The sequence below is a fragment of the Niallia alba genome, from assembly GCF_012933555.1.
In the GTDB taxonomy this organism is placed as follows: Bacteria; Bacillota; Bacilli; order Bacillales; family Cytobacillaceae; genus Niallia; species Niallia alba.
In genome coordinates this window covers 5,145,887-5,170,549 of record NZ_JABBPK010000001.1, presented here as the reverse complement: position 1 = coordinate 5,170,549, position 24,663 = coordinate 5,145,887, and the positions used below count along the sequence as shown (strand labels likewise).

The following is a 24,663-nucleotide window of genomic DNA, read 5'->3' as shown; positions in this document are numbered from 1 at the left end:
AGGACTAATAAATAGTTATAAGAGGGAGGCATCTGAGATGCAGGTATATTCAGGAAAGCTGGTAATAGATTTAGCAACAATTGTTGATGATGCAGATAAAAACATTATGAAAAATAATGCTCATGAAGCATTAACTTTAGAAGTGACACACGAACTGCGAACGATACTGGGGGCAGCTGGATATTTGGCTGGAAGTGTAGGAGCAACATTGGAGAAAGTAGAAGATGCTAACCCGAACGATTATTTAATGATTAAGTCATATGTAGAACAATCCAAGAAAGATGTACAACGAGTATATAACAAAGCTAACAGATCTACTTTTAGAATTGAGTAACATGGTGCAATAATATAGGGCTTGCAGCTTTTTATAATTCTGGGCTGTGCAGGCAATTCTAGAAAACAACTAAAAGGTTATCTTATTAATGTTGGGATAGCCTTTTTTTCGGCGATATTAAAACATCGCAATAAAGGAGAAGCGAGTTCTCTTTTAATTGTAACTGAAAAAAGGGTGTGGTTTTGGGTGGGTACTTATGTTCGTCTGTCTATTCTTCCTCATCAGATTTCACAACAAGATTGGATAAGTGTTTATAAAGAAACCGTGAAATTACTGAAAGCTTATGATTTTGCAGATTTAGGAGAAAAAAAGTTATTTGATATTCAGATCCCTGTATATGTTAAATCCGAAGAACATGAAGAGCCTTCTCGATTTTGGAGAACATGTGGGAACTTAGGCAGTAAGAAGTTTGCAGAAACTTTCAGGCTTTACTCTGATATTAAAATGTATAGGGAGGCTGCGCCAGCTTTTAATAATGAAACAGATATTTTAAAGGGATACGAAAGCTCAGTTGTTGTTTTTAATGCTAAGACCCAAGGATATCCATACCATCTTTACATATTAGCCATAGCTATGCTAATTGAGAGCCGTTTCCCCAAGTTTGCTAGTGTAAGTGGAGATATAGATCATCTGCAGTGTGTAAAAGCAAAACAATGGGCAGACAATCATCTCTCAACCCCAATAAAGTTACCGTTACGTGTTGATCCACGGCAGTTGCTAAACCGATTTTCTCCTAAAAATGAAAGTGAAAAAATAGAATTGATTGAAAAATGGATTATTGCAGATCAGGAAAAAATCTTAGAGCTAGTTTATACGTACTCTGATAAAGAAACCTTCCACAAGTGGATTAAGGAAAAATTAGTTAAGTACTCTTCTCCAACACAAATTGGAGCTGTTAAGCTCTTGGTCTATTATTTGAATCTAGTTAGGGACCTTAATAGCTTGTTTTCTATGGCATGCAAGGAAGAAGATGGCCCCAAGTATATACCTGAAGAAATGTTAAGGGCAATTACCCTTACTTGGGTAAGTATCCCTCCACAAAACTATGATTTTTTGGACGCTTTTCGCAAAATTGAAGGTCATCCAGCTATTGTTGAAAGAAAATTTGGAATGATGGTGATGGATATCAGGTTTCCGGGCCGTGAAATTAAAACCTATATCCCTTTAACCGAGGTAGTGGAAAAATTCACCTCTTGTTTTCCAGATTGGGAGAAAAAAGCGAGACTTTTATTACAACAGGAAAATAGTAGGATAGAAGATGAACTTCTGGAATTCTATAAGAGTATTGCTCCTATGTTGGCTCTAAATAACAAGAAGGAAAGCGAAGGCAGTTATTTGGATAATGAGGATGCTTTTCTTTATTTTGATAATCATTCGGTTTTGCTGTCCGAAGAGCAGGACTTTCATTTAAAAACAGTAGCATTTAGCATTGAAAAATTTTTAACCAAAAATCCTGAAATTAAAGAACGGTTGTATGGGTATGATATTGGATCGATGAAGCTAATACTCGGAAAGATGCTTACTGAAAAGTTTCAGATATATCTTACCGAAGATGCTTGGCTATGGCTTGAAGAAGTTCTAGAGGAAGAGTTTATTGTAACGCTACTTGCAAAGCTAATACTCGATGACTTTTATAATTTAAAAAGGAAAGCTGACAACTACAAGCTGTTAAGGGGCATGTTTGAAAACAAACTAATCACTGAAAAAATAACAGAGTATAGAGAAGATCCCAAAGTAATAACCCACATTCAAGAAATGATTGATAAGGAAAAGAACACTAATAGAGATTGAGGTGTCTGAATGAAGCTTCTTATGTGTCTTAATTGTAATGATGTATTCAGTCTGGACATGTATGAAAAGAGCTGCAGATGCGGCAGAAGTAAGGGGAAATATATAAATCAGCAACTTGCCGAATATACTGGTGAATTTGCATTGCCCCTTGGCTTTACTAATTCATCTTTGATACAGGCAATTAAGCATCAACCGAATGAAGGAATGGGTAAGGAATTCACCGCTTTTGTCATCCCTAAGAACTGTGAGACTTTTTTTAAGAGGTTCTAAGCACTATTTTTTTACTTTAGAGGTGTTATATAGATGAATAAAGATAAATTGAGCATAGTTCTAGCGATGAAAAAATTTTAATCATAGCAATTGGGTTGCTAAGAAGGATTTCAATGAAAGTAATTCAATAGAAGTTTATTTTATCAGATGATGATAAAGATTTGATTGATTTCATTATTAATGAATTCTATTTGCTATAAGTAAAGATTTATCAACCGCATCGTTAAACAGACCCGAAAAAAAATGATATGTTATTACGCAGTAGGTTGTAGGTGAATTTCAATGTCAGATTCTTTATATGATAACCTGATAGATGAGATAATCAAGAAAGGCGAAGTTAAAGTACCATTAACAGATTGTGATGCTCAATTTTATCTTGAAGATGTTTTAAGGGAGAAAGGAATACGATTTAAGAAAATTGTTCCTCTTAGAAATAGAGGAAGAGCGATTAAAACCCTAATTTTTAAAATTCAATAAAACTATAAATTAGCTATTGCAAAATGCTAATGTAGGTGTTATTATCTTTACAACTTAATAAACGAACAAGGGAAAACCCCAACAAATAAATTTACGATATTAATTAATTCGTAGGTTTATTCGTTGGGGTTTTTTGTCGTATTTAAGCAAAAATATAGAAAAGAGAGTGATTTATATGTCAAAAAGGGATAGTTTAGAGCAAGGAAACAATGAAAACTTATATCAGTACTTTTTAGAAGAAGAAAGAAAGTATAAAGCTGCGAGGATAGCATTAGGATTAAAAAGAGCAAGAGAACAAGGGCAGGTTATTATTAGCAGAGTACCTTTTGGTTACCGTTCCTCATATGGAAAACTACTAATCGATGTACAAGAAGCTAAAGTTGTAGAAAAAGTATTTCAATATTTAGCCGCAGAGAAATCTTATAAGAGGGTTTCTAACTTGCTTAATAGTCAAGGATATTCTTATAAGAAGAGGCCTTGGACTCCACGTGATATCAGATTAATAGCAAAATCTCCTATTTATATTGGGGAACTATATTTTAACAAGACAATAACTCGGTATTTAGATGACGGCAAATCTCAAATCATTAAAAATCCTCAAAGTAAATGGAAAAAAATAAGTGTGCCATCAATTGTGACACCAGAACTTTTCAACAGAGTTCAAAGGATTTTATCAATGAAGACAGTTAAAAAGATTAAACTGGAGGAAAATAATATGACTAGCAATAAGAAAATTGCATTTTACCATAGAACAAATTTTGGAAGTAAAGAAGATTATCAACCAATCGCTCAAATACTAAAGGGTAAGTTTAATAATATTGATAAATTTTATATTGATGATTCATGCTCAGGTACATCTGATCCTTTTAAAAGAGGTTCGTTTCAGAAAATGAAAAAAGACATTGAAGCCGGAATGATTGGAAAGGTGGTAATAAAGGATTATAACCGTATTAGCAGAAAAAATGCGAATTTAGCTAAAGTATTAGACTTTCTTCGTACAAACGGTGTTGAAGTAGTCATCTGCAATTAATAAAAATATTTGAGAGGTGTTATAAGCTTGAGAAAACGCACGAATGACATTGTATCGAAAAAAGGATTAGGCTATGTAAGAGTAAATGATAAAAGGATGCTACAACAATTTGAAGAAAAATTGTTAAACGAGTTGAACTGCTTCTTAGAAGAATACAGGCGAATTAGAATAGCTACGGAAATTCTTCAGAATGGATACCAATAATGAATTAAAAACCGTCTTCAATTTAGACGGTTTTTTTTAGGTTCATTAGGAATACCCCTATTTTTACCATTTTATTGGTGGATAACTAATTTTACTTGTGTGAATGATTCTACAAGAAAAATCGTAAAATTATTTGGATATTTCTGTTAAAATAAAAGGGATATTTATAATAAGTTAGGTTGAAAATCAATTTCATATATTAAGGGGGGACCATCGTAATGAAAATTACAAAGGGGATTATAATTGGAATTATTTTCGGTTTAATTTTATCGTTCTGTTTTTCATTTATATTTATGGTAGTTGCACAAGGAATAGCAGGTGGCTTTACATCTTTATTTGGAGAGAGATGGTTATACTACGCAACGTTTATTCCCTTTGTATTAACCTTTTCAATATTAGGATCTTACTTTGCAAAACGGGAAAATGTATCAAACAAAAAATTTTGGTTATTGAGTCTAATATCGGCATTGTTTATTACCCTTTATAGTGGTACTATTGGAGCTTTATTTGGTGAGTATCTTGTCAGGGGAGGAAGCCTTAGAACTTATACAGCGGGTGGTTTTACAGGCGTTAATATAGAGGGTGTCTTAATTTGGGGAACCATTTATGCTTTTATTATGTTGCCTTTGACTGTACCATTGGCACGTTTGAGCATCCAAGTATTCTTCCAATTGCTTAGTAAATTTAAAATACCGTGTTAAGCAGCAACAAGTTATCTCTTCGGATACTGTTATTAATTTGAAAAGGAGAAATTCCATTGGTGATGGTTGAAAAGTATAACCTTAATGAAGAAACGTTGAATTTTATACTTGATTTCGAAAAGAGAGTTGAAAAGGGTAGAGTTTTTACAAATAAGGAATTGGTAAAGCTGTTTGAATCGTCCTCTTTCTACAACGAGGTGGTGCAGTCTTATTATAAGACGGCAATACGAAAATCTATCTGGTGGGCTGTTAAAAGGAGTAATAACTGGTTCATGGAGAGAGGGAAATATACCAAATTGTAATAGAGTTTAGCTTGGGGGAGATTGGTATGTCAACACTAAACTAGACACTTTTTTTAAGGTGAATATTTTTATATTCAATGGGACTTAGATAGTCAAGCGTTCCATGAATTCTTTCGTGGTTAAACCATCCCACATATTCACTTAATTTACTATGTAGCTCTTCCAAGCTTTCAAATGTTTGCCCCTTACAGAATTCTATTTTTATTATCTTAAACGTCGCTTCAGCTACGGCGTTGTCATAAGGACAACCTTTTAAGCTTAATGAACGCTGTATTTCGAATGTCTCCAAAGCCTCGTCAATTACTTTGTTTTTGAATTCACTTCCACGATCTGTGTGGAACATACGAATCTTTCGTAAATCAACTTTAATCGTTGATAAAGCACGATACACAAGCTGGGCATCTTTATTTTGACCTGCACTAAATCCAATGATTTCCCTATTGAAAAGGTCGACAAATAAACATATATAATGCCACGAATTTTGGACCCTTACATATGTCAAATCACTCACTACAACAGCTAGAGGGGTATTCTGATTAAATTTCCTGTTTAGTTCATTTTTTACCGCTGACTCATTTGGCTTTTCAACATGTGGTTTAAACTGGGCAACTGTGTATTTGGATACTAGTCCATTCTCGTTCATGATACGTCCAATACGTCTTCTAGATACCTGTAAACCCTGTTTTTTCAACTCTTGTTTAATCTTACGAGTGCCATAATTTTGACGGCTTTTATGAAATATTTCAGTAATGGTAATGGTCAATTCATTATCATTGTTTTCCCTAGCTTTTGATTCATAATAATAGGTGCTTCTCTGGATTTGTAGGACTTTACACATTGCTGATACAGGGTACTTGTGGGCATTTTGCCTAATCACATTTACCTTCGTCCTATTATCAGCGCTGCTTGCTTTAAAATATCGTTCTCCATTTGTAAACGCTTGTTTTCTTTACGTAATTCAATTAATTCATTTTCTTCAGGTGAACGGTTATCCTTTTCTTTAAATGAACCTGTTCCTTGGCTTTGAATAATCCATCTATCTAAGGCAGAAGGTGTTAATTCATATTCCATTACAATGTCTTTTCTTGACTTACCGCTTTCATATAACTTAACCATTTGTGCCTTAAACTCATCTGTAAATGTTCGTCTTGTTCCCATATTATCAGTCTCCTTAACTGGTACGTAGCAGACTACGAGTGGAGTGCAGGTATCCGTAACTTGACATGGAGCCTCTGTGGGTATGCTCATTCCAGCCAGGCAACCAGCTCCCAAAGGATCGCTGGCTTGCCTAGCAGGCTAGCATACCCACCCCTCCATATAAAGTTACTAGTATCACTCTTTCCCGTTCTAAGGGTTGATATACTTATTTCTCTATCAGTCTGCTAGCCCTTAATTTTTTTGTCCAGCTAAGTGTAACCTATCCAGATAGCTCCTCAAAAATCGTAGTGAAGCTACAGTCGAGAGATATGACGCCTTTCTTTACCTCTTACATAACGAAATATAGTGTATATTTTCATAAATTTATTAATCCAGATATATCTAGAGAAAAAGAATCACTGCATTAAATAACTATTTAATGTAGTGAAATAATTTTCAATAAGACCAGTCTTTCACAAACGGGCCAGATTGCGGAGCAATGTATTCATTAATTATTTACTTTTACTATCTCTTCACTCAGTAAGAAGGATAAAAAAGGAATGGTTGTTCATTTTTAACGAGCAACCATTCCTCCTATTTATATCTATTGTAGATACTTTTTAATTTCCTCAGATTTAGGATCTTTTCCTGAAACTATTAACTGTTCGTCAACAACGAGTTCAGGTGTACTCATAACCCCATATTTTGCGATTTTCTTAAAATCTGTTACCTTTTCAATAGCAACGTTTATACCAAGTTCTTCCATTGCTACTTCTACATTGTTTACTAATCTTTTACAATTTGCACAGCCGGGGTCCTAATACTTGTACCGCCAATTACGGCAAGGATTAAACCAACAAATTACGTTAATGGCAGCGATTTTCACTCCGAAGAATGACGTTAATATAAGAAAAGAAGCAAGGTCTACCATCGCTGAAGAAATTAAAAAAGAAAAAGTGACACCTAATGGTAATCCTGCAGATGTAAAACCGATAAAGATAGGTTTACTAGAACAACTACAGAATGGAGTAATTGTTCCAAGTAATGCACCTAGTATATTTCCTTTTACCCCTCTACTTCCGCCCAAAAGACTTTTTGTCCTTTCAGGTGGAAAATACTTTGGATATAGTATATGAAAAAGATTAAAACAGTCATTAAGATAAAATTTTAATGGTATCGTAGATAAAAAAATGTATACTTCCTCCGAGTCTTTCATTAATTGGGAGTTGAAAAACTCTTTCTACAAGCAATTTGACTAGATCGAAAAGCCATTCCATTTTGAGAAGCTGATCATTCAGCCATGAAAATATCTCCAGCATATTTTCCTTCTTTCTTTTGTTCTTACCTTAAATAAGGAAGAACTTTTTCTCTTTGCAGACGATAGACGGTGAAACGTCTTTCTTTCCGGCACTCGATCACACTTCCTCTTTCTAAAAGTTTCAAATGGTGGGAAACGGTAGAAGATGGAATATCCAATCCAGAAACAATTTCACACATACATAAGTCATCAATCGCTAACATTCCAATAATTCTTAATCGCGTTTCATCTCCCATCGCTTTGAAAAACTCTGCTTTTTCCAATCGTTTATCATTTTCTTTAATAAATGGTAGTTCTTCTTCAGATTGAATTACAATGTTTTTGGTTTCCTGATTATCTTTTACAGCTGTTTTTGTTGTAAGTGGTATTTCCATATGCATATGATTCAACCTCCTATCTTTATTATAAAACTAGTTTTCTAGTTTTTTAGTATTTTATTATGAGCTATTAGTGAACAGATTATTTACGAATGTTCTATTAAAGAATCTTAAATGAATTGAGAAGGATTTTTTTGAGACAATAAATAATAAATAATAAATAATAAAGAAGGAAGAAGTACCGTTCTTGAATAAAAATGGAAATAATGGGAGTTCTAATCATAAATACAGTTAAGAATGTAGAGCTAAATGAAAACATTAATAAATTTATCAAAAAATAGTTGCGAAATATATATAAGTAAATTATTATATAAGTGAATTATTATTTATTTATATTTAGATCAATGTGGGAGGTGTACATCTTGCAATTAGCCACGTTAGAGATTGAAAAAGTTGCAGCAATCTTAAAGCTCTTAGGTGATAAGACAAGATTAACGATGGTAAAAATGCTCGCCACGAATAATTATTGTGTTTGTGAATTTGTTGAAATCTTTAAAGTGAGTCAGCCAGCTATTAGTCAGCACGTCCGTAAATTAAAGGATTTGGGAATTATTACAGAAACTAGAAAAGGGCAATGGATTATTTACTCATTGAATAAAGATAGTGAGAATTATCCATTAATCACAGATTTACTGCAACATCTTCCTAACCAAGATTATAAACTACAGGAATTAGAGGAACAGGGATTACGTATCTCGTGTGACTAATGGAGGTAAGGAATTTGATAACAGCAATATTAGCATCAGTCATTTTTTTAGCAACACTCATTTTAGTAATCTGGCAGCCTAAAGGATTGAATATCGGTTGGTCTGCCTGTGGTGGAGCCATCCTAGCTTTACTAGTGGGTGTAGTCGGTTTTAACGATGTGTTCGAAGTCATCGGCATTACTTGGAACGCAACATTATCTTTTGTCGCTATTATCATTATTTCATTAATTTTAGATGAGATTGGATTATTTGAATGGGCCGCACTGCATATGGCTAGAGCTGCTAAGGGTAATGGAGTAAAAATGTTTGTCTATGTCAGTATTTTAGGAGCGATTGTTGCTGCATTATTTGCTAATGATGGGGCTGCCTTAATCCTGACACCGATTGTCCTAGCGATGGTGCGTAATTTGAATTTTAAAGAAAAACTGGTATTTCCTTTTATTATGGCAAGTGGGTTTATAGCAGATACAACTTCGCTTCCATTTGTTGTCAGTAACTTAGTTAACATTGTATCTGCCGATTTCTTTGGAATTGGATTCGTTGAATATGCCTTTAGGATGGTTATACCGAACTTATTCTCATTGATTGCAACGATTACGGTGTTATTAGTGTATTTTAGAAAAAACATCTCAAAAACGTATGATTTATCTAAATTAAGACAACCGATAGATGCCATTAAAGATCCAAAAATGTTTCGTCTCTCATGGGTTGTTTTGGGGATATTACTAATTGGATACTTTTCAAGTGAATTCATTAATATTCCTGTTTCAATTGTGGCAGGTATAATTGCCATTGTCTTTTTATTGGTGGCTAGAAGGAGTAAAGTCGTTAAAACAAAAGCAGTTATTAAAGGCGCTCCGTGGAATATCGTGTTTTTCTCAATTGGAATGTACATTGTTGTATATGGTTTAGGAAATGCGTGGCTAACCCATTCATTAGCTAGTGTTATTCAGGCAACTGCCGATCAAGGATTATTTGCTGCAACGATAGGAATGGGCTTTATTGCAGCTTTCCTGTCATCCGTCATGAATAATATGCCGACTGTTATGATTGATGCATTAGCCATTGCCGAAACAAATACTTCAGGTGTAATTAGAGAAGCGCTAATATATGCAAATATCATTGGCTCAGACTTGGGTCCAAAGATTACACCGATCGGTTCTCTTGCAACCTTAGTGTGGCTTCATGTTCTATCCCAAAAAGGGGTTAAAATTTCATGGGGAACTTATTTCAAAACGGGTATTGTTTTAACAATCCCAATTTTATTTATCACTTTACTAGGTCTATTTTTAACTTTATTAATTATCTAAAAGGAGAATGATATTATGTCTAAAAAAACAATCTATTTCTTATGTACAGGTAATTCATGCCGTAGCCAGATGGCAGAAGGATGGGCAAAAAAGCATCTCGGCGATGAATGGGAAGTAAAAAGTGCCGGGATTGAAGCACATGGATTAAATCCAAATGCTGTTAAAGCAATGAGTGAAGTGGGTATTGACATTTCAAATCAAACTTCAGACATTATTGATCCTGAAATTCTAAATAATGCTGACTTTGTTGTAACTTTATGTGGGGACGCTGCGGATAAATGTCCGATGACACCCCCGCATGTAAAACGTGATCATTGGGGCTTTGATGATCCCGCAAAAGCAGAAGGTACAGAGGAAGAAAAGTGGGCTGTATTCCAACGTGTTCGCGATGAAATTGGTGAAAGAATCCAACGCTTTGCGGAAACGGGAGAATAAGCAGACAATAGAATAACCAAGAGGATTTCCTCTTGGTTTTCTTTAACTAAACAAATAAGCAAATGCTTATTTAATAATATATTGGGAGGCTTTTACATGAATAAAGTTGAGATTTTTGATCCTGCAATGTGTTGTTCCACGGGAGTATGTGGACCAAGTGTTGATCCAGAGTTAACTAGAGTAGCGTCTGCTGTTTATTCATTAGAGTCAAAGGGCTTTAATATTAAACGATACCAACTAACAAGTGATCCTGATAAATTTGCGGAAAATGAAGAAATAAACCGTGTATTTATAGAAAAAGGACCGAATGCCTTACCAGTTGTTTTAGTTAATGACAAGTTAGTAAAAGTGGGGAGCTACCCTACAAATGAAGAATTTGCAGAATGGTTTGGAGTAAAACCAGAAGAATTATACGAAAAACCAAAATCACGAATTTCGTTTAATTTAAATCAACTATAAACCATTCGAAAGAAGGCAAAAGATATGTATCCATTATTTAGTCCGAATCATGTTGATACTCAATTTTTATTTTTAACAGGAAAAGGCGGAGTAGGAAAAACATCGACAGCTTGTGCAACAGCAGTAGCATTGGCGGATAGTGGAAAAAGTGTATTGTTAATAAGTACAGATCCTGCTTCTAATCTGCAAGATGTATTTGGAATCGAACTTACAAGCACCCCAAAAGCAGTGCCAGCCGTTGAAAATTTATTTGCAAGCAATATTGACCCAGAGGCATCCGCAAAAGCTTACCGTGAAAGTGTGGTTGGTCCATATCGTGATAAATTTCCAGAAGCAGTAGTGGCTACGATGGAAGAACAATTGTCAGGTGCTTGTACGGTTGAAATTGCTGCATTTGATGAGTTTACGGGTTTTCTTACAAATAGTGAAATTACAGATCAATATGACCATATTATTTTTGATACAGCGCCAACTGGTCATACGTTACGCCTTTTACAACTCCCAACAGCTTGGAATGGATTTTTAGAAGAAAGTACGCATGGCGCATCCTGTTTAGGCCCTTTATCTGGGTTAGCAGATAAAAAGAGTCTTTATTCAAACGCAGTATCTGCCCTTTCTAACCCTTCTAAAACGACGCTTATATTGGTAACCAGACCAGATGTTTCATCTCTTTTAGAAGCAGATCGTGCTTCAAAGGAACTGAAAGAAATTGGGATTAAAAACCAAATGCTCATTATTAATGGCCTTCTTCAAAATCACAATGAGAACGATGAAATATCATCTGCTTTTTATCATCGACAAAGAGATGCGTTAAAACAAATTCCGGATAATTTACATGAGACTATTACGTACTCGTTACCGTATGTTTCCTATTCTTTAACAGGTGTAGAAAACCTTCGAAACTTGTTTGAACCATCCAAAGTTTTAGCAACTTTGAATGAAGAAATACCATCCGTAAATCTTCCGGGATTACAAGCTGTCATTGATGACTTTTCAGTAAATGGTACAAAGTTGATTTTTACAATGGGTAAAGGTGGTGTTGGAAAAACAACTGTTGCATCAGCTATCGCAGTTGGCTTAGTTGAAAAAGGACATCAGGTCCATTTAACCACTACAGATCCGGCAGCACATTTGGACTATCAATTCCAAAGTGGTCATCTAAATCAAAACCTAACCATTAGCAGCATTAGTCCGAAAAAGGAGGTTGAAAAGTACAAAGCTGAAGTGCTTTCGAAATCGAGTAAGGATTTAGATGAAGCTGGACTTGCTTATTTAAGAGAAGATTTAGAATCACCATGTACAGAAGAAATTGCCGTTTTCCAAGCCTTTGCAGAAGTTGTAGCTAAATCGGAAAATGAGATTGTCGTCATTGATACAGCACCCACAGGGCATACCTTACTATTATTAGATGCCTCAGAGTCTTATAGTAAAGAAATCGAAAGGTCAACAGGAGAAGTGCCAGAAAGTGCAAGAAAACTGTTGCCACAAATTCGAAATCCAAAAGAAACATCTGTAGTGATTGTCACACTGGCAGAAGCGACACCTGTTTTAGAAGCATCTAGATTACAAGACGATTTAAGACGGGCAAGTATAAATCCAAAATGGTGGGTCATTAATCAAAGTTTATCTGCTACTAATACAAACGATCCTATTTTAAAAGGGAAAGCATTGACAGAAAAAGAATGGATTCAAGAAGTGAGGGATAACAAGTCTGAAAAGTGTGCCGTTATTCCGTGGTTACCAGAAGAAAAAATTGGATACGACAAGTTAAAAGATTATATTCATCAATAATCAGTGGAGGAATTGAGTATGGAAAAAGTGGTGGTTTTGGGAACAGGTCCAGCAGGGTTAACAGCTGCTATTTACCTTGCAAGAGCAAATATGAAACCAGTTGTGATTGAGGGAGATCAACCGGGCGGACAGTTGACTCTTACAACGGAGGTAGAAAACTTTCCGGGTTTTCCTAACGGAGTTATGGGACCAGAATTAATGGAGAATATGAGAAAGCAAGCAGAGCGTTTTGGGGCTGAATTTAAAAGAGGTTGGGTTACAAATATAGATTTATCAAAGAAACCATTTCGCTTAGATGTTAGCGGTATTGGTGAAATTGAAACGGAATCACTTATCCTTTCAACAGGTGCTTCCGCAAAACTTTTAAATATACCGGGAGAGAAACAGAACATAGGTCGCGGAGTTAGTACGTGTGCCACTTGTGATGGGTTTTTCTTTCGCGGTAAAAAAGTGATTATCGTTGGCGGTGGGGATTCTGCAATGGAAGAAGCGAATTTTCTAACAAAGTTTGCAAGTGAAGTCATCATTGTCCATAGAAGAGATGAACTCCGAGCTTCAAAAATTATGCAGGATCGTGCGAGAGAAAATGCAAAAATATCTTGGAAACTTAATAAAACACCACTAGAAGTAATGGCAGGAGAAAATGGTGTTACAGGGTTAAAAGTGAAAAATAATGAGACCAATGAAGAAGAGATTATTGAAACGGATGGGATTTTTGTCGCTATCGGACATAAACCAAATACATCATTTTTGAATGGTCAGATAGATACAGATGAAACAGGGTATATCAATGTTGTACCCGGTACTACTGAAACCAATGTTCCGGGGGTATTTGCTTGTGGGGATGTACAAGACAAAAAATACCGTCAAGCGATTACTGCCGCCGGTACGGGATGTATGGCAGCACTAGATGCAGAAAGATATTTAGAAGGAAATGCAGTTCATGATTGGAGTCAATCATCATAGCAGGAGGGAAAACATGACAACAAAGAATTATCAAGAATTAGTAAAGGAACGTATTTACATCGGTGGTGCAGATGATGTAGAAGATATGATGAAAAATGAAAAAGTAGATGTCATCTTTGATTTAAGAGCAGAATCTCCAAAGGCTAGCTCTAATTATAATCGTATACACAGCCCTATTGTGGACGATGCTGAACGCCAAGATGAATCTGTTAAGAAATCCATTGAACAGGTTGTGAATGCGTATAATGAAGGGAAAAACGTTTATTTCCACTGTCAAGGTGGGAGTAATCGTACAGGTACTGTTGCAATTGGTATATTATTGGCTTTGGGAAAAGCAAGTACAATCGAAGAAGCAGAAGAGATGGCTAAGAGCGTACGACCAAAAATTAGTGTGAAACCAGAGATGAAAGAGGCATTGAGAAGAATTTATCCAAATGCATAGTAAAGATGAGGGAGAGAAATAAAATGAAAATTACAGACGAGGCTAAACAACTGTTAGAGAATTTTTTACAAGAAAAAGGAGCAGAAGGAATTCGTCTTTCTACTGTTGCGGGATGTTGTGGCCCACAATTTACGATCACCTTAGATGCACCGATAGAATCGGATAAGATCGAAACGATTAATGGAATTAAAGTAGCCTTCGATTCACAAGTTAACGGTACGGAGGAATTAACTCTAGACATAGAAGAAGGCCAAAATGGTACAGGATTAGTTTTAATTGGTGCTAGTAACTGTTGTTAAAGGAAAAAATATTAGAGTCGCAAAACAATAATAGTCGAAGCTGCCATTAGGCAGCTTTTCTTTTTGTAACTATAAAAGGAATGAAGTAATATATATTGTTCAGCAATTGCTTCTTGGTACAGTAAGAGCGGATTTTGGAGGAAGGCATCAGCGACTATTTTAATTGTACTTCCTGTGGGCTATCTGGTCATTATCGCTTTATTTATGTTTGGAATGTCTGGCTTTTAGATATTTTCTTCTTGAACAAAGGGGAGGCTTAATGGAATAAGAGCACCCACATTTAAAACAAAAAGCTTGGGAAAAGCTTTTTTGTGTTAATTTAATTGTTAATTTACTTGCTATTTATGTGGAGAAATCATTTTTTAGTTGAAATTTTATGTTTTCTCCACGTTATCTGAACTACTTAATGAACTATCCATCTGTTTTTTTGCGAATTGTGTATTTTGTTTTATAACGACGTAATCTTCTTCATAAATTAGTTGCAAAAATAAATCGATAATTTCTTGCACTTGAATTAGATCTATCCCTTTTTCATTGGATATTTCTTTAGCTAATCTATCGCGAGTATTTCGTATCATTACGTAACCCCCATTGTTTAAGATAAACGGTTGTAAGCTCAATGTTTTATCCCGATTTTTGTAAGTAATTATTATTTTACAAAGTAAGGCTGCCTTCAATCAAGTTAAATAAATATCTGTGCTTAAAGTAACTTTTGTTGTTAAAGTGTCAACATTATATTTACCTTCGATATCCAATTTCATTAGTTAGAAATGTGTTAAAGAGTTAGACATACTGTATTCAAATTCTTTCTTTTTTAAATATACTAAAACAGACAGAAAAATATTTATCCTGTCTGTTTTATGTCGCTTAATTAACTACGGCAACTCTAATTACCATTTTGTATAACTAATTAAATCATATTTTTATGAAAGAATTCTGTAATTTCCTCAAATGGTATGATATCAGTCTTGTCATACAAATCTGTATGACTTGCATTCGGAATCACCGTCAGTTTTTTATTTTCACCTGTTAATTTTTTAAATGCGTCCTGACTAAAGTATAAAGAATGAGCTTTCTCACCATGTATCATGAGAACAGCACTGCGAATTTCATTACTATATTGTAAAAGTGGCATATTCATAAATGATAAAGCTGTAGTAACGTTCCATCCATCATTAGAATTTAATGAGCGCTCATGATACCCACGATTTGTTTTATAGTAATCGAAATAATCTTTTACGAACGATGGGGCCTCTTCTGGAAGAGGGTCTACTACTCCACCGGCTCTTGCATACTCTCCATTTTTGTAATCTAAAGTTCTCTGTGCATTTAAACTTTTTCTAGTTTCATATCGTGCATGTTCAGCCATTGCATCATGGTATCCTCGTGCCATCACACGAGACATATCATACATGGTAGAGGCCACCGTTGCTTTGATTCTTGTATCAATAGCAGCAGCATTTAAAGCCATTCCTCCCCAGCCACAAATGCCGATAATGCCTATTTTGTCAGGATTCACATTCTTTTGAACGGACAAGAAGTCTACAGCCGCTTGAAAATCCTCTGTATTGATGTCTGGTGATGCCACATAGCGAGGGGTTCCTCCACTTTCACCTGTAAAAGAGGGGTCAAAGGCAATGGTTAAAAATCCTTTCTCGGCCATCGTTTGAGCATATAAACCCGATGATTGCTCCTTAACTGCTCCAAATGGACCGGAGACAGCGATTGCTGGAAGCTTTCCTTCAAACTGTTTCGGTTCATATAAGTCGGCTGCCAATGTAATTCCATACCGATTGTGGAAAATAACTTTCCGATGATTCACTTTTTCATTTTTAGGAAAAACTTTATCCCATTCTTGTGTAATCGTTAACTCTTCTTTCATCTCTTATTCCACTCCTATACCTATTTGCCATGAATTTGTGAATGCACTATTAGGATAATCCCTAAAGCTAACTCTAGGTCAATAGATGTACAGGTAGGTTTTTATTTATTTATTTATTTGTAGGAATTTCAATACTATTCTGCTTATGAATATCTTCCGTTCCTGCATCTAATGCCGTCTTATAATACCAACATTTATGATCAATAAGTTCCAGTGTTTTTTTTAGTGCTTCCATTTGAGCTTCCACACAGGATTTTCGTTCCATAAACATTTCGTATCTTTGTTTTAACGAAGAGTCTCCCTCAGAACACCATTCAAAGAACGTTTTAATCTCCTTTATTGGCATTCCTGTAGACTTCAGGCATTCAACAATTTTTAAAGCATCGATATCTGAGTCCTTAAACACTCTTGTACCACTTGGCGTTCGTTCTACAAAAGGCATAAGCCCCTCTTTGTCATAGTAACGCAAAGTATATACTGTAAGGTTTAATTCTTTTGCTACTTCCCCAATCGAATATGTGGCCATCATGCATCTTCCTCTCTTTAGGATATAAACCTCTAGTTAACTTTATATTTTTGAAATGTATATTATCATGGCCTATATAGAGTGTCAAAGTAGTAATGATCTTTGATTTTTTGCTTTTCTTATATGTAATTATTGCAACCTAAATTGCAATATCAATTCGGTATCTTTACCACTTGACCTATAGTTAACTCTAAGATTTAAAATGGTATTTAATTGATAAGTATATAAGAGATAGTCTTAGTAATCGACAAGGAGGATTTTAATGGATATTCATGACTTTTTAGCACACTTGAACCGAGGTGAAGTGGTTGAGGGAGGGTCGGAGATGCATCAAGTAATGCACAAAGTCTCGCAAGAAGCATTGAAATTAACCGCTGAGTTGAATGGACATTATCATACTCCCCATGAAGTTCAGGAACTGTTTTCCCGATTAATTGGCAAACCAGTAGACAAAACATTTGCCATGTTTCCTCCTTTTTATACGGATTGTGGGAAAAACATTAAGGTGGGCAAGAATGTCTTCATTAACTCAGGCTGTCGCTTTCAGGATCAAGGTGGAATTACCATTGGCGATGGTGTTCTCATTGGACACAATGTAGTTTTGGCTACTCTTAATCACGATATTGACCCTAGAAAGCGTGGCACAATGCATCCTGCCCCCATTACAATTGGTAATGATGTCTGGATTGGAGCAAATGCCACAGTCGTTCCCGGTGTAACCATTGGTGATGGAGCTATTATCGCAGCTGGTGCGGTAGTGACAAAGGATGTCCCCCCAAATGTTATCGTAGGAGGGGTGCCTGCGAAGATATTAAAGAAAATTGAAACCAGTCAGGAATAATTCTATGTGATTCCTTATGTTGGCGGTGCAAGTTTCCATCGTGAAACAGAATTAATTTTATTTTGAGTAAAAGCATGTAGAAAGGATTACATAGAATGAAAAAATTCTTTTTTATCCTTTGTTTGATTTTTTTCTGTCTTGGTCTGACTGCCTGTGCTAGTAGTGAAACGAATGAAAGAGAAGAAACAAATCAAGAAGAATTGCCATCCAGTAACTCAATTCAAGAATCGAGGGAAATTGATATGTCAAACCCATCAACGATGATAGATTTAAACATAACAATAGGCGATCAGGTATTTTCTGCAAAGCTTTACGATAACCAAACCACACAGGCATTAATTAAAAAACTACCATTAGACATAAACATGAGCGATGTTAATAGTAATGAGAAATTCTATAGCTTCCAAGAAAAACTTCCAACAAATTCTGAGAGACCCGGTGAGATTGTTGCAGGAGATATCATGTTGTATGGGGATAATGGTCTGGTATTGTTTTATGAAACCTTCTCAAGTACTTATAGCTACACTCGTCTTGGGTATATTGAAGAGGCAAGTCGCTTTGTTCAAGCTGTCGGAGACGGTGATATAAATGTCGCTTTTGATTTGGCGGATGAGAATGAGTGAATAAGATTTATCACTTAGGGAATTCAGATTGTGATATTCAAAGCAAGCTGGGTATGTTGAAGAAGAACAACAAACAAAGGTCCTTTGCTGCGTACAAATCCTTCATTGAATAAACTAAAACAGACAGGAAAATCTATATCCTGTCTGTTTTTATGCTATTAAATAACTACGGTACAATCTGTTTCATAGCAAACGCTCTCTCTCATAAAAGTTCGTGTGGTAACACTTGGATTTTATAAGAAAGCATTCCTTATTTATCGGTTTTTGTTGGAGTTACATAGATAATCAACAGGTGCTAAAATATTTGTAAAAGAACCAATTTTATAACCCTAATTTTCTTTCGGCTAACCACTTAATCATATTTGGATCGGCATGCGAGAAGAATTGGCTTTCTCCAACATTTAATGTAGCGATAGCTGCTTTGTCTTCATCAGTTAAGCAAAAGTCAAATACATCTATATTTTCCGCCATACGGTCTGGATTTGTCGTTTTTGCTAAGACTACAATTTCTTGCTCCACAAGCCAACGTGAAATAACTTGTGCAACGGACTTATTATACTTCTTACCTATTTCACTAAGAATTTCATTTTGAAAAATTCCATTTTTTCCTTCTGCAAAAGGCGCCCATGCTTCAGGACAAATTCCTTCCGCTTTTAACGCTTCGATAGCTTTTGTTTTTTGATTGAAGGGGTTAATCTCAATCTGGTTGATAGCAGGTGTTACTTCATTGAACAATGATAGATCTACTGCACGGTCAACCGCAAAATTTGAAATACCAATGGCACGTATTTTCCCTTCTTTTTGAAGTTCCTCCATTGCACGCCATGCACCATAAACATCATGATAAGGCTGGTGTATAAGCAATAAATCAACATATTCTAAACCTAGACGAGTAAGTGACCCTTGAAAAGAATCCATCACTCCATTATAAGACACATTTTCAATCCAAATTTTTGTTGTAATAAAAATATCTTCACGATCGACGCCAGAATTTTTTATTCCTAATCCGACTTCCGTTTCATTCATATATGATTGAGCTGTATCAATATGACGGTAGCCAACTTTGATAGCATCAATCACAGCTTGTTCTGTTTTTTCAGCAGGGATTTGGAATACACCAAAACCCAAAATTGGAATTTTAACACCGTTATTAAGTTGTACAGTTTTCATTTTCTCTACCTCCTAATAGCTTAATTACATAAGCTACTATAAACTATGGAGTCAACTCCATAGCAAGAAGTTTACTGTGATTTTTTAGAAGGTTTCATCTCCCATAACTTTTCCACTGTATCTTCCGACCATTCACCACTTTTATACTTGGCTAGATGAGCGTCATAGGTGTCAATCTTATATTGTAAGAGAGAGCGCACATCTTTCATTTTCTTTATATTTTCTTCAATTTCCTCTAATTGGTCTACCAATATTTGTTTTTGAGCGTCCTCTACATTTTGGGTTTCACTAAGTCCCGCAAGTGAAGCAAATTCAATCAATGATTCAATGGACAATCCTGCTGAACGCAGACTTTTGGCAAGAAAAATCCAATTTAGATCACTGGTTTGATAATTACGGTAACCATTTTTATCACGTGTAACTGGTGGTATCACACCAATCTTTTCATAATAACGAAGAGTATCCACCGATAGGTCAAACATTTCCGCAACTTGTTTGCTGTTCATAATTTTCCTTTCGAAGAACTTTTTTTTCGTTTACTTACTCCCAAGTTGTTCAAGCAGCTACAATCCTAGATTCATGATGGTTCGTAATGCATTTAGTAAAATTGTTATAACAATTATAATGAAAAGGGTGTACTAGTTACAAACAACTGATTTATTTCATTTTTTGCCTCTTAAATAACTACGGTGAACCGTACCATAAGTAAATGAGGTTTTTTTGTTAACGGTATTAGTAGCCGTAGCCTAACTTATTCAGTTAGGCTTTTTTTATGGTATAATTTATATAAAATTACCAATTCCTAACAAGGTTTTTTAATAGTTGGAGGTTATATGACTACTGTTGCTAGAGCTTCAAAAATACTAAATACAAGAATAATGGAAAATGACTTAGTTACATATTATATAGGCTATGACTTGAACGATGATGGAGAGATGGTGTATCGACTAAATGAATTTATAAGTTATCTAATAAACATCATTCCAGAGTTTGCTTTTGGGTTTCATCAAGGAACCAAAACTTCTAATGATGAAATTGTTAATAAAATATATCAAGCAGCGAAGTCAATATATAAGATTAAAGAGTTTAGAGAAGTTTCAGACTTGTATTTAACAGGCCAAGAACTTGAAGATGATATAGAAATTGATAAAAAGTATTTGAAGAGAGGAGAGTTTGGAGAAATAATATTACACTTTATCTTAAAAAACTTCCATGGAACAGTTCCATTAATATCAAAAGTTTATTTTAAAGACTCGTATGGACATGCAGTTCATGGTTTCGATTCTGTACATATCAACGAATTAGATAGGACTTTGTGGTTGGGAGAATCTAAACTTTATACAGATGGAAAAAAAGGGCTGTTAGCTTTAATTGAAGATCTTAAAGAACATTTTAAAAGGGACTATTTAAATGACGAATTTACAATTATATCGAATAGGCTTAAAGACACAGAACCTAATGAAAAAGTGGATTATTGGTTAAGTTTATTAGACACTACAACAAAATTAGCTGACCAATTAAATCAAATTGTAATACCGTTAATTTGTACTTATTCATGTGATTTGTTTAATCAACATTCAGATGAAAGAAATGACGATTTTATTCAAGCTTATGAGAATGAGATAAAGAAATTAAAGAAATATTTTGATGATAACTATGATCATCCTCTAAAAGGTCATTTAAATATAATAGTAATATTATTTCCTGTAAAATCTAAAGTTGATTTAGTCAAAGGATTGCATAAAAAACTTGTTATTATGCAGAATTTAGGTGAATAAATGAATATAGAAGATATTTATAATAAGGAATTTATTGATTTTGAGTATAGTTTTGCTTTAACGAGTATTTGTTCAAGGTACCTGAGAAGTATGGATGAACAAATGGGAAGAGACATATTGTTGGCGATAATTGATAATTGGGAAAAAGTTGAACAAGGAACGAAAAAGATTTGGATAGACTTATTAGACTCAGCAGGTTTCTATCCATATTTAAAAGTTTATGACAGCAATGACATTAAAGATTTAGGTCAAGAAATTAGGACATATTATCACGAATCGAGTAATATTGGTAATATTACTTTACATAGAGAGCAAAAAATACTTTTAGATTATTTAGAAAATAATAAAAACCTGGTTGTAAGTGCTCCAACAAGCTTTGGGAAAAGTCTTTTAATAGAGGAGATAGTAGCAAGTAGAAAGTATAAAAATATAGTAATTATACAACCTACTCTTGCACTTATACATGAAACATTCAAAAAATTAGTTAAATATAATAATACCTATAATATTATAGTAACTACAAGTCAAGAAGTTGAGAATAATGAAAATAATATTTTTATATTAACTGCAGAAAGAGTAATAGAGTTTAATAATCTCCCCAAAATTGATTTTGTAATAATAGATGAGTTTTATAAGTTAAGTTCCAAGAGAGATGATGAACGGTCAGATATTTTAAATATGGCAGCTAATTTACTAATAAATAAACATAGAGCTCAATTTTATTTACTAGGACCCAACATAACCAATATCTCACCAGGTTTCGCAGAGAAATATAATGCAATTTTCTACAAAACCAATTATTCTTTAGTAAATAACGACATTATTGATTTATATACAAAATATAAAAAAGAGCTTAATTCTCCAGGGAAAATAAAATTTAAAGAAAATCTTTTATTTGAGTTATTATTTAACTTAAAAGAAGAACAGACTATTATATATTGCTCTTCACCAAATAGGGTAATGAGCTTATCTATAAAGTTCTTGGATTACCTTATGCAAAAAGGAAAAGTAGAAAATGAAGAAGAACTCGAATTAATTGAATGGATTAATGAAAATTTAACTCCACAATGGACCTATAATAAACTTTTAAAATATAAAATTGGAGTTCATAATGGAGCAATAATTAAGCATATCAATGAAAGTGTTGTCGATTATTTTAATAATCAAAAATTAAACTATTTATTTTGTACTTCTACTCTTATCGAGGGAGTGAATACTACTGCAAAAAATGTAGTAATATTCGATAACATTAAGGGTGGAAAAGAAATTGACTATTTCGATTTTAGTAATATTAAAGGTAGATCGGGAAGATTTATGAAGCATATATTAGGGAAGGTTTATTTATTTAATGAAATTCCTAGTAATAATGATGTAATAATAGATATTCCTTTTTTTGATCAGGTTGAAGCTTCAGATGAAGTTATTATTAGCCTGGAAAAAGATAATATAAAAAAAGAACAAACTGAACGTTATAACAACTTAGTTGACACTTTAGGCGATTATTTTGAGGTTGTCAAAAATAATAATATATCCGTTAATGGACAACTAAAAATTATAAAAGAAATAGAGGAAAATCTCGCTGACCATCAAAATATGATATGTTGGGAGGGTATTCCCACATATAAACAATTATCATATATATTAGAGTTAGGTTGGGATAATCTTTTAAAACCTGGTGAGACTACCTTACCAATGACAAAAGGAAAATTAGTTTTTATAACTAATAATTTTGGAGTGAAAGATGGTTTTATAGACTCTATACGGTCTGAATACATATATCAATCTAAGCAAACAGCTAACAAAAATAAAAATAAGAACCAAATTTTAGATTTAGCAATTCTAAATACAATGCAGGTTCATAGACATTGGTTAAAGTATAAGGTACCTAAATGGTTAAATGTAATTGATAAGCTTCAAACTGAAGTTTGTCATAAAAATGGAATAAAGCCTGGCAATTATAAAATATATGCTAGCTTATTAGAAAATGAATACGTCTCTAGTAATTTAGCACATCTAATAGATTTAGGTGTTCCTTCTTCAGCGATTAAAAAAATTGAAAGATTTATTCCTAAGGATTTACCTATAAATCATGTTCTAAAATTTATTAGGGATGAGAAAGTTTTGAATGAGAGTAGTCTCTTAAATTATGAAAAGAAAAAAATTCAAAATTTAATAAGTTTCACATAGATTATCATGTAGAACCGAACCATAAATAAAGTTTTATAAATAAAGGAAAGGCACCATTCCAAATTAAATGGACTGGTGCTGTTTTCACTAAATGAACATTTGTTGCATGAGGGCTGTTCTTTGTTTTTCAAGTGCTGATAATTTTTCTTTTTCTAACTGAATCTTTGCATCTAATATTGAAAAAAAAGCTCCTATTTTTTCTTGTTCTTCTATTGATGGTATTTTAGCGATCACACTTAGAAAATCAAATGCATGAATTCTATATTGACCATATAAAGCCCCTTGTCTATACTTTAAAATTTCATGCAGTATATTTTTTTGTTGAATTAAAATTTCAGCAAATTCGGGAGTAGTTGTATTTTTCACTTTGAAAATTTCATATACATCAGATATAACCGCTGAACCATATTTATTTCTGCCGATAGCTCCGACATCCAAATTATTTGAACTATAAATAAGGTCATTCAATTCCGTTCTCTTATAGGTTTTATTTTCATTTTTCACAAGAAATTCTCTATTAAATCTATCGCCTTTTTCCTCGACCCCACCTGTTGACGTAAACGCCATTAATGGAGCATCTGCTGTCGGAATTTGTTTAATATTTCTTGATTCAAACAAATCATTAAAAGATGTCTCTTTCCATTCCTGGAATTCATTACCCTTATTATCTTTAAACCGTATATCTTGCTTAAAGACTTTCTGCAAATAGCCTTTTTTCTGTTCTTTCAATAATTCAATTTTATCTTGTTGCAGTTTTAGTTTCTTATTAAAATGTTCCATAAACTCCGCGATCTTTTTTTGTTCATTTGGTGAGGGCATAGAAACTTCAATAGAGTTTAAAATGGACTGACTAACATTAAAACGTGTACTTCCTCCTGCTTTAGAACCAATTTGATGTCTAATTCTAGGTGATTCTAAATTAAGTTTCAAAAAGTAAGGATGATAATCTCCATGCTTTTTGCCACGAATGACAAAACCACCGAATAGAGCAAATTTATCTTTATCTAAATAGACAGTACTTTTACCTACATCTTCTCTATTTTCTGAACTACGAAGGAATAGTAAATCACCATATTCAACTTTATTATTATCTTCAACATTTTTAGAGACAGATACAGAACCAATAATGTTGTCATATTCTATTGAATTATTGTTTAAGATATCTAATACGTTAATAAATTTACGGCCATGACCATAGCTGCCCTTATCTGCATTGATTCCATTATTAAAGGACATTAAATCACTAAGGAGAGTCACTTTCCATTCATTGTGAAAAGTCTTAAATCTTAACTTAGGTGCACTCATC

General features: G+C 34.0%; 27 protein-coding genes and 1 pseudogene. 18 read left to right on the top strand and 10 right to left on the bottom strand.

Going from position 1 to position 24,663, the window contains the following annotated elements:
* Nucleotides 1–37 precede the first annotated feature (37 nt).
* The 6 genes from HHU08_RS24535 (at nt 38) to HHU08_RS24505 (ending at nt 4,807) form a co-directional block, all read left to right on the top strand.
* Nucleotides 38–334: a hypothetical protein gene (locus HHU08_RS24535; RefSeq protein WP_169189562.1), complete on the top strand. Its 297-nt coding sequence runs from the start codon at nt 38–40 to the stop codon at nt 332–334.
* Between the two features lie 21 nt (nt 335–355).
* Nucleotides 356–2,125, top strand: coding sequence for a hypothetical protein (locus HHU08_RS24530; RefSeq protein ID WP_205835692.1), 1,770 nt, complete (start codon nt 356–358; stop codon nt 2,123–2,125).
* Between the two features lie 552 nt (nt 2,126–2,677).
* Nucleotides 2,678–2,872: a hypothetical protein gene (locus HHU08_RS24520; protein WP_169189561.1), complete on the top strand. Its 195-nt coding sequence runs from the start codon at nt 2,678–2,680 to the stop codon at nt 2,870–2,872.
* A gap of 175 nt (nt 2,873–3,047) precedes the next feature.
* Nucleotides 3,048–3,902 carry a recombinase family protein gene (locus HHU08_RS24515; RefSeq protein WP_169189560.1) on the top strand — a complete coding sequence of 285 codons (855 nt, stop codon included), beginning with the start codon at nt 3,048–3,050 and terminating at the stop codon, nt 3,900–3,902.
* Nucleotides 3,903–3,929: 27 nt separating this feature from the next.
* On the top strand, nt 3,930–4,106 hold the full coding sequence (locus HHU08_RS24510) for a hypothetical protein (protein WP_169189559.1): 177 nt from the start codon (nt 3,930–3,932) through the stop codon (nt 4,104–4,106).
* Between the two features lie 218 nt (nt 4,107–4,324).
* Complete coding sequence (locus HHU08_RS24505; RefSeq protein WP_169189558.1) at nt 4,325–4,807, top strand: hypothetical protein; 483 nt, start codon at nt 4,325–4,327, stop codon at nt 4,805–4,807.
* A gap of 342 nt (nt 4,808–5,149) precedes the next feature.
* On the opposite strand, the gene HHU08_RS24500 is transcribed toward HHU08_RS24505, so the two are convergent.
* From HHU08_RS24500 to HHU08_RS24485, 4 genes and pseudogenes are all read right to left on the bottom strand, one after another.
* A protein-coding gene (locus tag HHU08_RS24500; protein ID WP_169189557.1) for an IS3 family transposase occupies nt 5,150–6,267 on the bottom strand; the annotation gives its coding sequence in 2 pieces (ribosomal slippage) (nt 5,150–6,024 and nt 6,024–6,267; 1,119 coding nt in all).
* Nucleotides 6,268–6,850: 583 nt separating this feature from the next.
* Nucleotides 6,851–7,048 (bottom strand): annotated as a pseudogene (locus HHU08_RS24495) (thioredoxin family protein); the annotation flags it as partial.
* 15 nt (nt 7,049–7,063) lie between these two features.
* Nucleotides 7,064–7,462, bottom strand: a complete 399-nt coding sequence (locus tag HHU08_RS24490) for a permease (RefSeq protein WP_235678893.1) — start codon at nt 7,460–7,462, stop codon at nt 7,064–7,066.
* A 125-nt stretch (nt 7,463–7,587) separates the two neighbouring features.
* Entirely contained in the window at nt 7,588–7,944 is a 357-nt protein-coding gene (locus HHU08_RS24485) for an ArsR/SmtB family transcription factor (protein ID WP_235678891.1), read from the bottom strand.
* A 359-nt stretch (nt 7,945–8,303) separates the two neighbouring features.
* On the opposite strand from HHU08_RS24485, the gene HHU08_RS24480 reads away from it, so the two are divergent.
* From HHU08_RS24480 to HHU08_RS24445, 8 genes are all read left to right on the top strand, one after another.
* The gene (locus HHU08_RS24480) at nt 8,304–8,648 is read left to right on the top strand and encodes an ArsR/SmtB family transcription factor (RefSeq protein WP_169189556.1); all 345 of its coding nucleotides are present in this window, start codon (nt 8,304–8,306) and stop codon (nt 8,646–8,648) included.
* Between the two features lie 14 nt (nt 8,649–8,662).
* On the top strand, nt 8,663–9,958 hold the full coding sequence (locus tag HHU08_RS24475) for an arsenic transporter (protein WP_169189555.1): 1,296 nt from the start codon (nt 8,663–8,665) through the stop codon (nt 9,956–9,958).
* A gap of 15 nt (nt 9,959–9,973) precedes the next feature.
* Nucleotides 9,974–10,393: an arsenate reductase (thioredoxin) gene (arsC, locus tag HHU08_RS24470; protein ID WP_169189554.1), complete on the top strand. Its 420-nt coding sequence runs from the start codon at nt 9,974–9,976 to the stop codon at nt 10,391–10,393.
* A gap of 96 nt (nt 10,394–10,489) precedes the next feature.
* Nucleotides 10,490–10,852 (top strand): arsenite efflux transporter metallochaperone ArsD, encoded by a 363-nt coding sequence (gene arsD, locus HHU08_RS24465; RefSeq protein WP_031540538.1) that lies wholly within the window; start codon nt 10,490–10,492, stop codon nt 10,850–10,852.
* A 24-nt stretch (nt 10,853–10,876) separates the two neighbouring features.
* On the top strand, nt 10,877–12,643 hold the full coding sequence (gene arsA, locus HHU08_RS24460; RefSeq protein ID WP_169189553.1) for an arsenical pump-driving ATPase: 1,767 nt from the start codon (nt 10,877–10,879) through the stop codon (nt 12,641–12,643).
* Between the two features lie 18 nt (nt 12,644–12,661).
* Nucleotides 12,662–13,609 carry a thioredoxin-disulfide reductase gene (gene trxB / locus HHU08_RS24455; protein WP_169189552.1) on the top strand — a complete coding sequence of 316 codons (948 nt, stop codon included), beginning with the start codon at nt 12,662–12,664 and terminating at the stop codon, nt 13,607–13,609.
* A 13-nt stretch (nt 13,610–13,622) separates the two neighbouring features.
* On the top strand, nt 13,623–14,051 hold the full coding sequence (locus tag HHU08_RS24450) for a protein-tyrosine phosphatase family protein (RefSeq protein WP_169189551.1): 429 nt from the start codon (nt 13,623–13,625) through the stop codon (nt 14,049–14,051).
* A 23-nt stretch (nt 14,052–14,074) separates the two neighbouring features.
* Entirely contained in the window at nt 14,075–14,350 is a 276-nt protein-coding gene (locus HHU08_RS24445) for an iron-sulfur cluster assembly accessory protein (protein ID WP_169189550.1), read from the top strand.
* Between the two features lie 374 nt (nt 14,351–14,724).
* Here the strand turns inward: HHU08_RS24445 and HHU08_RS24440 are convergent, their stop codons facing one another.
* From HHU08_RS24440 to HHU08_RS24430, 3 genes are all read right to left on the bottom strand, one after another.
* Nucleotides 14,725–14,928, bottom strand: coding sequence for a hypothetical protein (locus HHU08_RS24440; protein ID WP_169189549.1), 204 nt, complete (start codon nt 14,926–14,928; stop codon nt 14,725–14,727).
* Nucleotides 14,929–15,260: 332 nt separating this feature from the next.
* Entirely contained in the window at nt 15,261–16,232 is a 972-nt protein-coding gene (locus HHU08_RS24435; protein WP_169189548.1) for an alpha/beta hydrolase, read from the bottom strand.
* A 109-nt stretch (nt 16,233–16,341) separates the two neighbouring features.
* Nucleotides 16,342–16,758, bottom strand: a complete 417-nt coding sequence (locus HHU08_RS24430; protein WP_169189762.1) for a MerR family transcriptional regulator — start codon at nt 16,756–16,758, stop codon at nt 16,342–16,344.
* 262 nt (nt 16,759–17,020) lie between these two features.
* Here HHU08_RS24430 and HHU08_RS24425 point away from each other — a divergent pair, with 262 nt between their 5' ends.
* Complete coding sequence (locus HHU08_RS24425) at nt 17,021–17,599, top strand: sugar O-acetyltransferase (RefSeq protein WP_169189547.1); 579 nt, start codon at nt 17,021–17,023, stop codon at nt 17,597–17,599.
* A gap of 95 nt (nt 17,600–17,694) precedes the next feature.
* A complete protein-coding gene (locus HHU08_RS24420; RefSeq protein WP_205835691.1) occupies nt 17,695–18,222 on the top strand; it encodes a cyclophilin-like fold protein in 528 nt (175 codons plus the stop codon).
* A 321-nt stretch (nt 18,223–18,543) separates the two neighbouring features.
* On the opposite strand, the gene HHU08_RS24415 is transcribed toward HHU08_RS24420, so the two are convergent.
* Both HHU08_RS24415 and HHU08_RS24410 read right to left on the bottom strand, forming a co-directional pair.
* Nucleotides 18,544–19,392 carry an aldo/keto reductase gene (locus tag HHU08_RS24415; protein WP_169189546.1) on the bottom strand — a complete coding sequence of 283 codons (849 nt, stop codon included), beginning with the start codon at nt 19,390–19,392 and terminating at the stop codon, nt 18,544–18,546.
* Nucleotides 19,393–19,463: 71 nt separating this feature from the next.
* On the bottom strand, nt 19,464–19,898 hold the full coding sequence (locus HHU08_RS24410; RefSeq protein WP_169189545.1) for a MerR family transcriptional regulator: 435 nt from the start codon (nt 19,896–19,898) through the stop codon (nt 19,464–19,466).
* A 327-nt stretch (nt 19,899–20,225) separates the two neighbouring features.
* On the opposite strand from HHU08_RS24410, the gene HHU08_RS24405 reads away from it, so the two are divergent.
* Nucleotides 20,226–21,170: a HamA C-terminal domain-containing protein gene (locus HHU08_RS24405; protein WP_169189544.1), complete on the top strand. Its 945-nt coding sequence runs from the start codon at nt 20,226–20,228 to the stop codon at nt 21,168–21,170.
* On the top strand, nt 21,171–23,357 hold the full coding sequence (locus HHU08_RS24400; RefSeq protein WP_169189543.1) for a DEAD/DEAH box helicase: 2,187 nt from the start codon (nt 21,171–21,173) through the stop codon (nt 23,355–23,357).
* 87 nt (nt 23,358–23,444) lie between these two features.
* Here HHU08_RS24400 and HHU08_RS24395 read toward each other — a convergent pair whose 3' ends face one another.
* On the bottom strand, nt 23,445–24,662 hold the full coding sequence (locus tag HHU08_RS24395) for a restriction endonuclease subunit S (protein WP_169189542.1): 1,218 nt from the start codon (nt 24,660–24,662) through the stop codon (nt 23,445–23,447).
* Nucleotide 24,663 lies beyond the last annotated feature (1 nt).

Bases quoted from the DNA above. Each gene is read 5' to 3' on its own strand.
- HHU08_RS24420 (WP_205835691.1), top strand. From the start codon at position 17,695: ATGAAAAAATTCTTTTTTATCCTTTGTTTGATTTTTTTCTGTCTTGGT.
- arsA (WP_169189553.1), top strand. From the start codon at position 10,877: ATGTATCCATTATTTAGTCCGAATCATGTTGATACTCAATTTTTATTT.
- HHU08_RS24405 (WP_169189544.1), top strand. From the start codon at position 20,226: ATGACTACTGTTGCTAGAGCTTCAAAAATACTAAATACAAGAATAATG.
- HHU08_RS24425 (WP_169189547.1), top strand. From the start codon at position 17,021: ATGGATATTCATGACTTTTTAGCACACTTGAACCGAGGTGAAGTGGTT.
- HHU08_RS24435 (WP_169189548.1), bottom strand. From the start codon at position 16,232: ATGAAAGAAGAGTTAACGATTACACAAGAATGGGATAAAGTTTTTCCT.
- HHU08_RS24490 (WP_235678893.1), bottom strand. From the start codon at position 7,462: ATGAAAGACTCGGAGGAAGTATACATTTTTTTATCTACGATACCATTA.
- trxB (WP_169189552.1), top strand. From the start codon at position 12,662: ATGGAAAAAGTGGTGGTTTTGGGAACAGGTCCAGCAGGGTTAACAGCT.
- arsC (WP_169189554.1), top strand. From the start codon at position 9,974: ATGTCTAAAAAAACAATCTATTTCTTATGTACAGGTAATTCATGCCGT.
- HHU08_RS24515 (WP_169189560.1), top strand. From the start codon at position 3,048: ATGTCAAAAAGGGATAGTTTAGAGCAAGGAAACAATGAAAACTTATAT.
- HHU08_RS24450 (WP_169189551.1), top strand. From the start codon at position 13,623: ATGACAACAAAGAATTATCAAGAATTAGTAAAGGAACGTATTTACATC.
- HHU08_RS24505 (WP_169189558.1), top strand. From the start codon at position 4,325: ATGAAAATTACAAAGGGGATTATAATTGGAATTATTTTCGGTTTAATT.
- arsD (WP_031540538.1), top strand. From the start codon at position 10,490: ATGAATAAAGTTGAGATTTTTGATCCTGCAATGTGTTGTTCCACGGGA.
- HHU08_RS24445 (WP_169189550.1), top strand. From the start codon at position 14,075: ATGAAAATTACAGACGAGGCTAAACAACTGTTAGAGAATTTTTTACAA.
- HHU08_RS24485 (WP_235678891.1), bottom strand. From the start codon at position 7,944: ATGCATATGGAAATACCACTTACAACAAAAACAGCTGTAAAAGATAAT.
- HHU08_RS24410 (WP_169189545.1), bottom strand. From the start codon at position 19,898: ATGAACAGCAAACAAGTTGCGGAAATGTTTGACCTATCGGTGGATACT.
- HHU08_RS24395 (WP_169189542.1), bottom strand. From the start codon at position 24,662: ATGAGTGCACCTAAGTTAAGATTTAAGACTTTTCACAATGAATGGAAA.
- HHU08_RS24400 (WP_169189543.1), top strand. From the start codon at position 21,171: ATGAATATAGAAGATATTTATAATAAGGAATTTATTGATTTTGAGTAT.
- HHU08_RS24535 (WP_169189562.1), top strand. From the start codon at position 38: ATGCAGGTATATTCAGGAAAGCTGGTAATAGATTTAGCAACAATTGTT.
- HHU08_RS24430 (WP_169189762.1), bottom strand. From the start codon at position 16,758: ATGGCCACATATTCGATTGGGGAAGTAGCAAAAGAATTAAACCTTACA.
- HHU08_RS24440 (WP_169189549.1), bottom strand. From the start codon at position 14,928: ATGATACGAAATACTCGCGATAGATTAGCTAAAGAAATATCCAATGAA.
- HHU08_RS24520 (WP_169189561.1), top strand. From the start codon at position 2,678: ATGTCAGATTCTTTATATGATAACCTGATAGATGAGATAATCAAGAAA.
- HHU08_RS24415 (WP_169189546.1), bottom strand. From the start codon at position 19,392: ATGAAAACTGTACAACTTAATAACGGTGTTAAAATTCCAATTTTGGGT.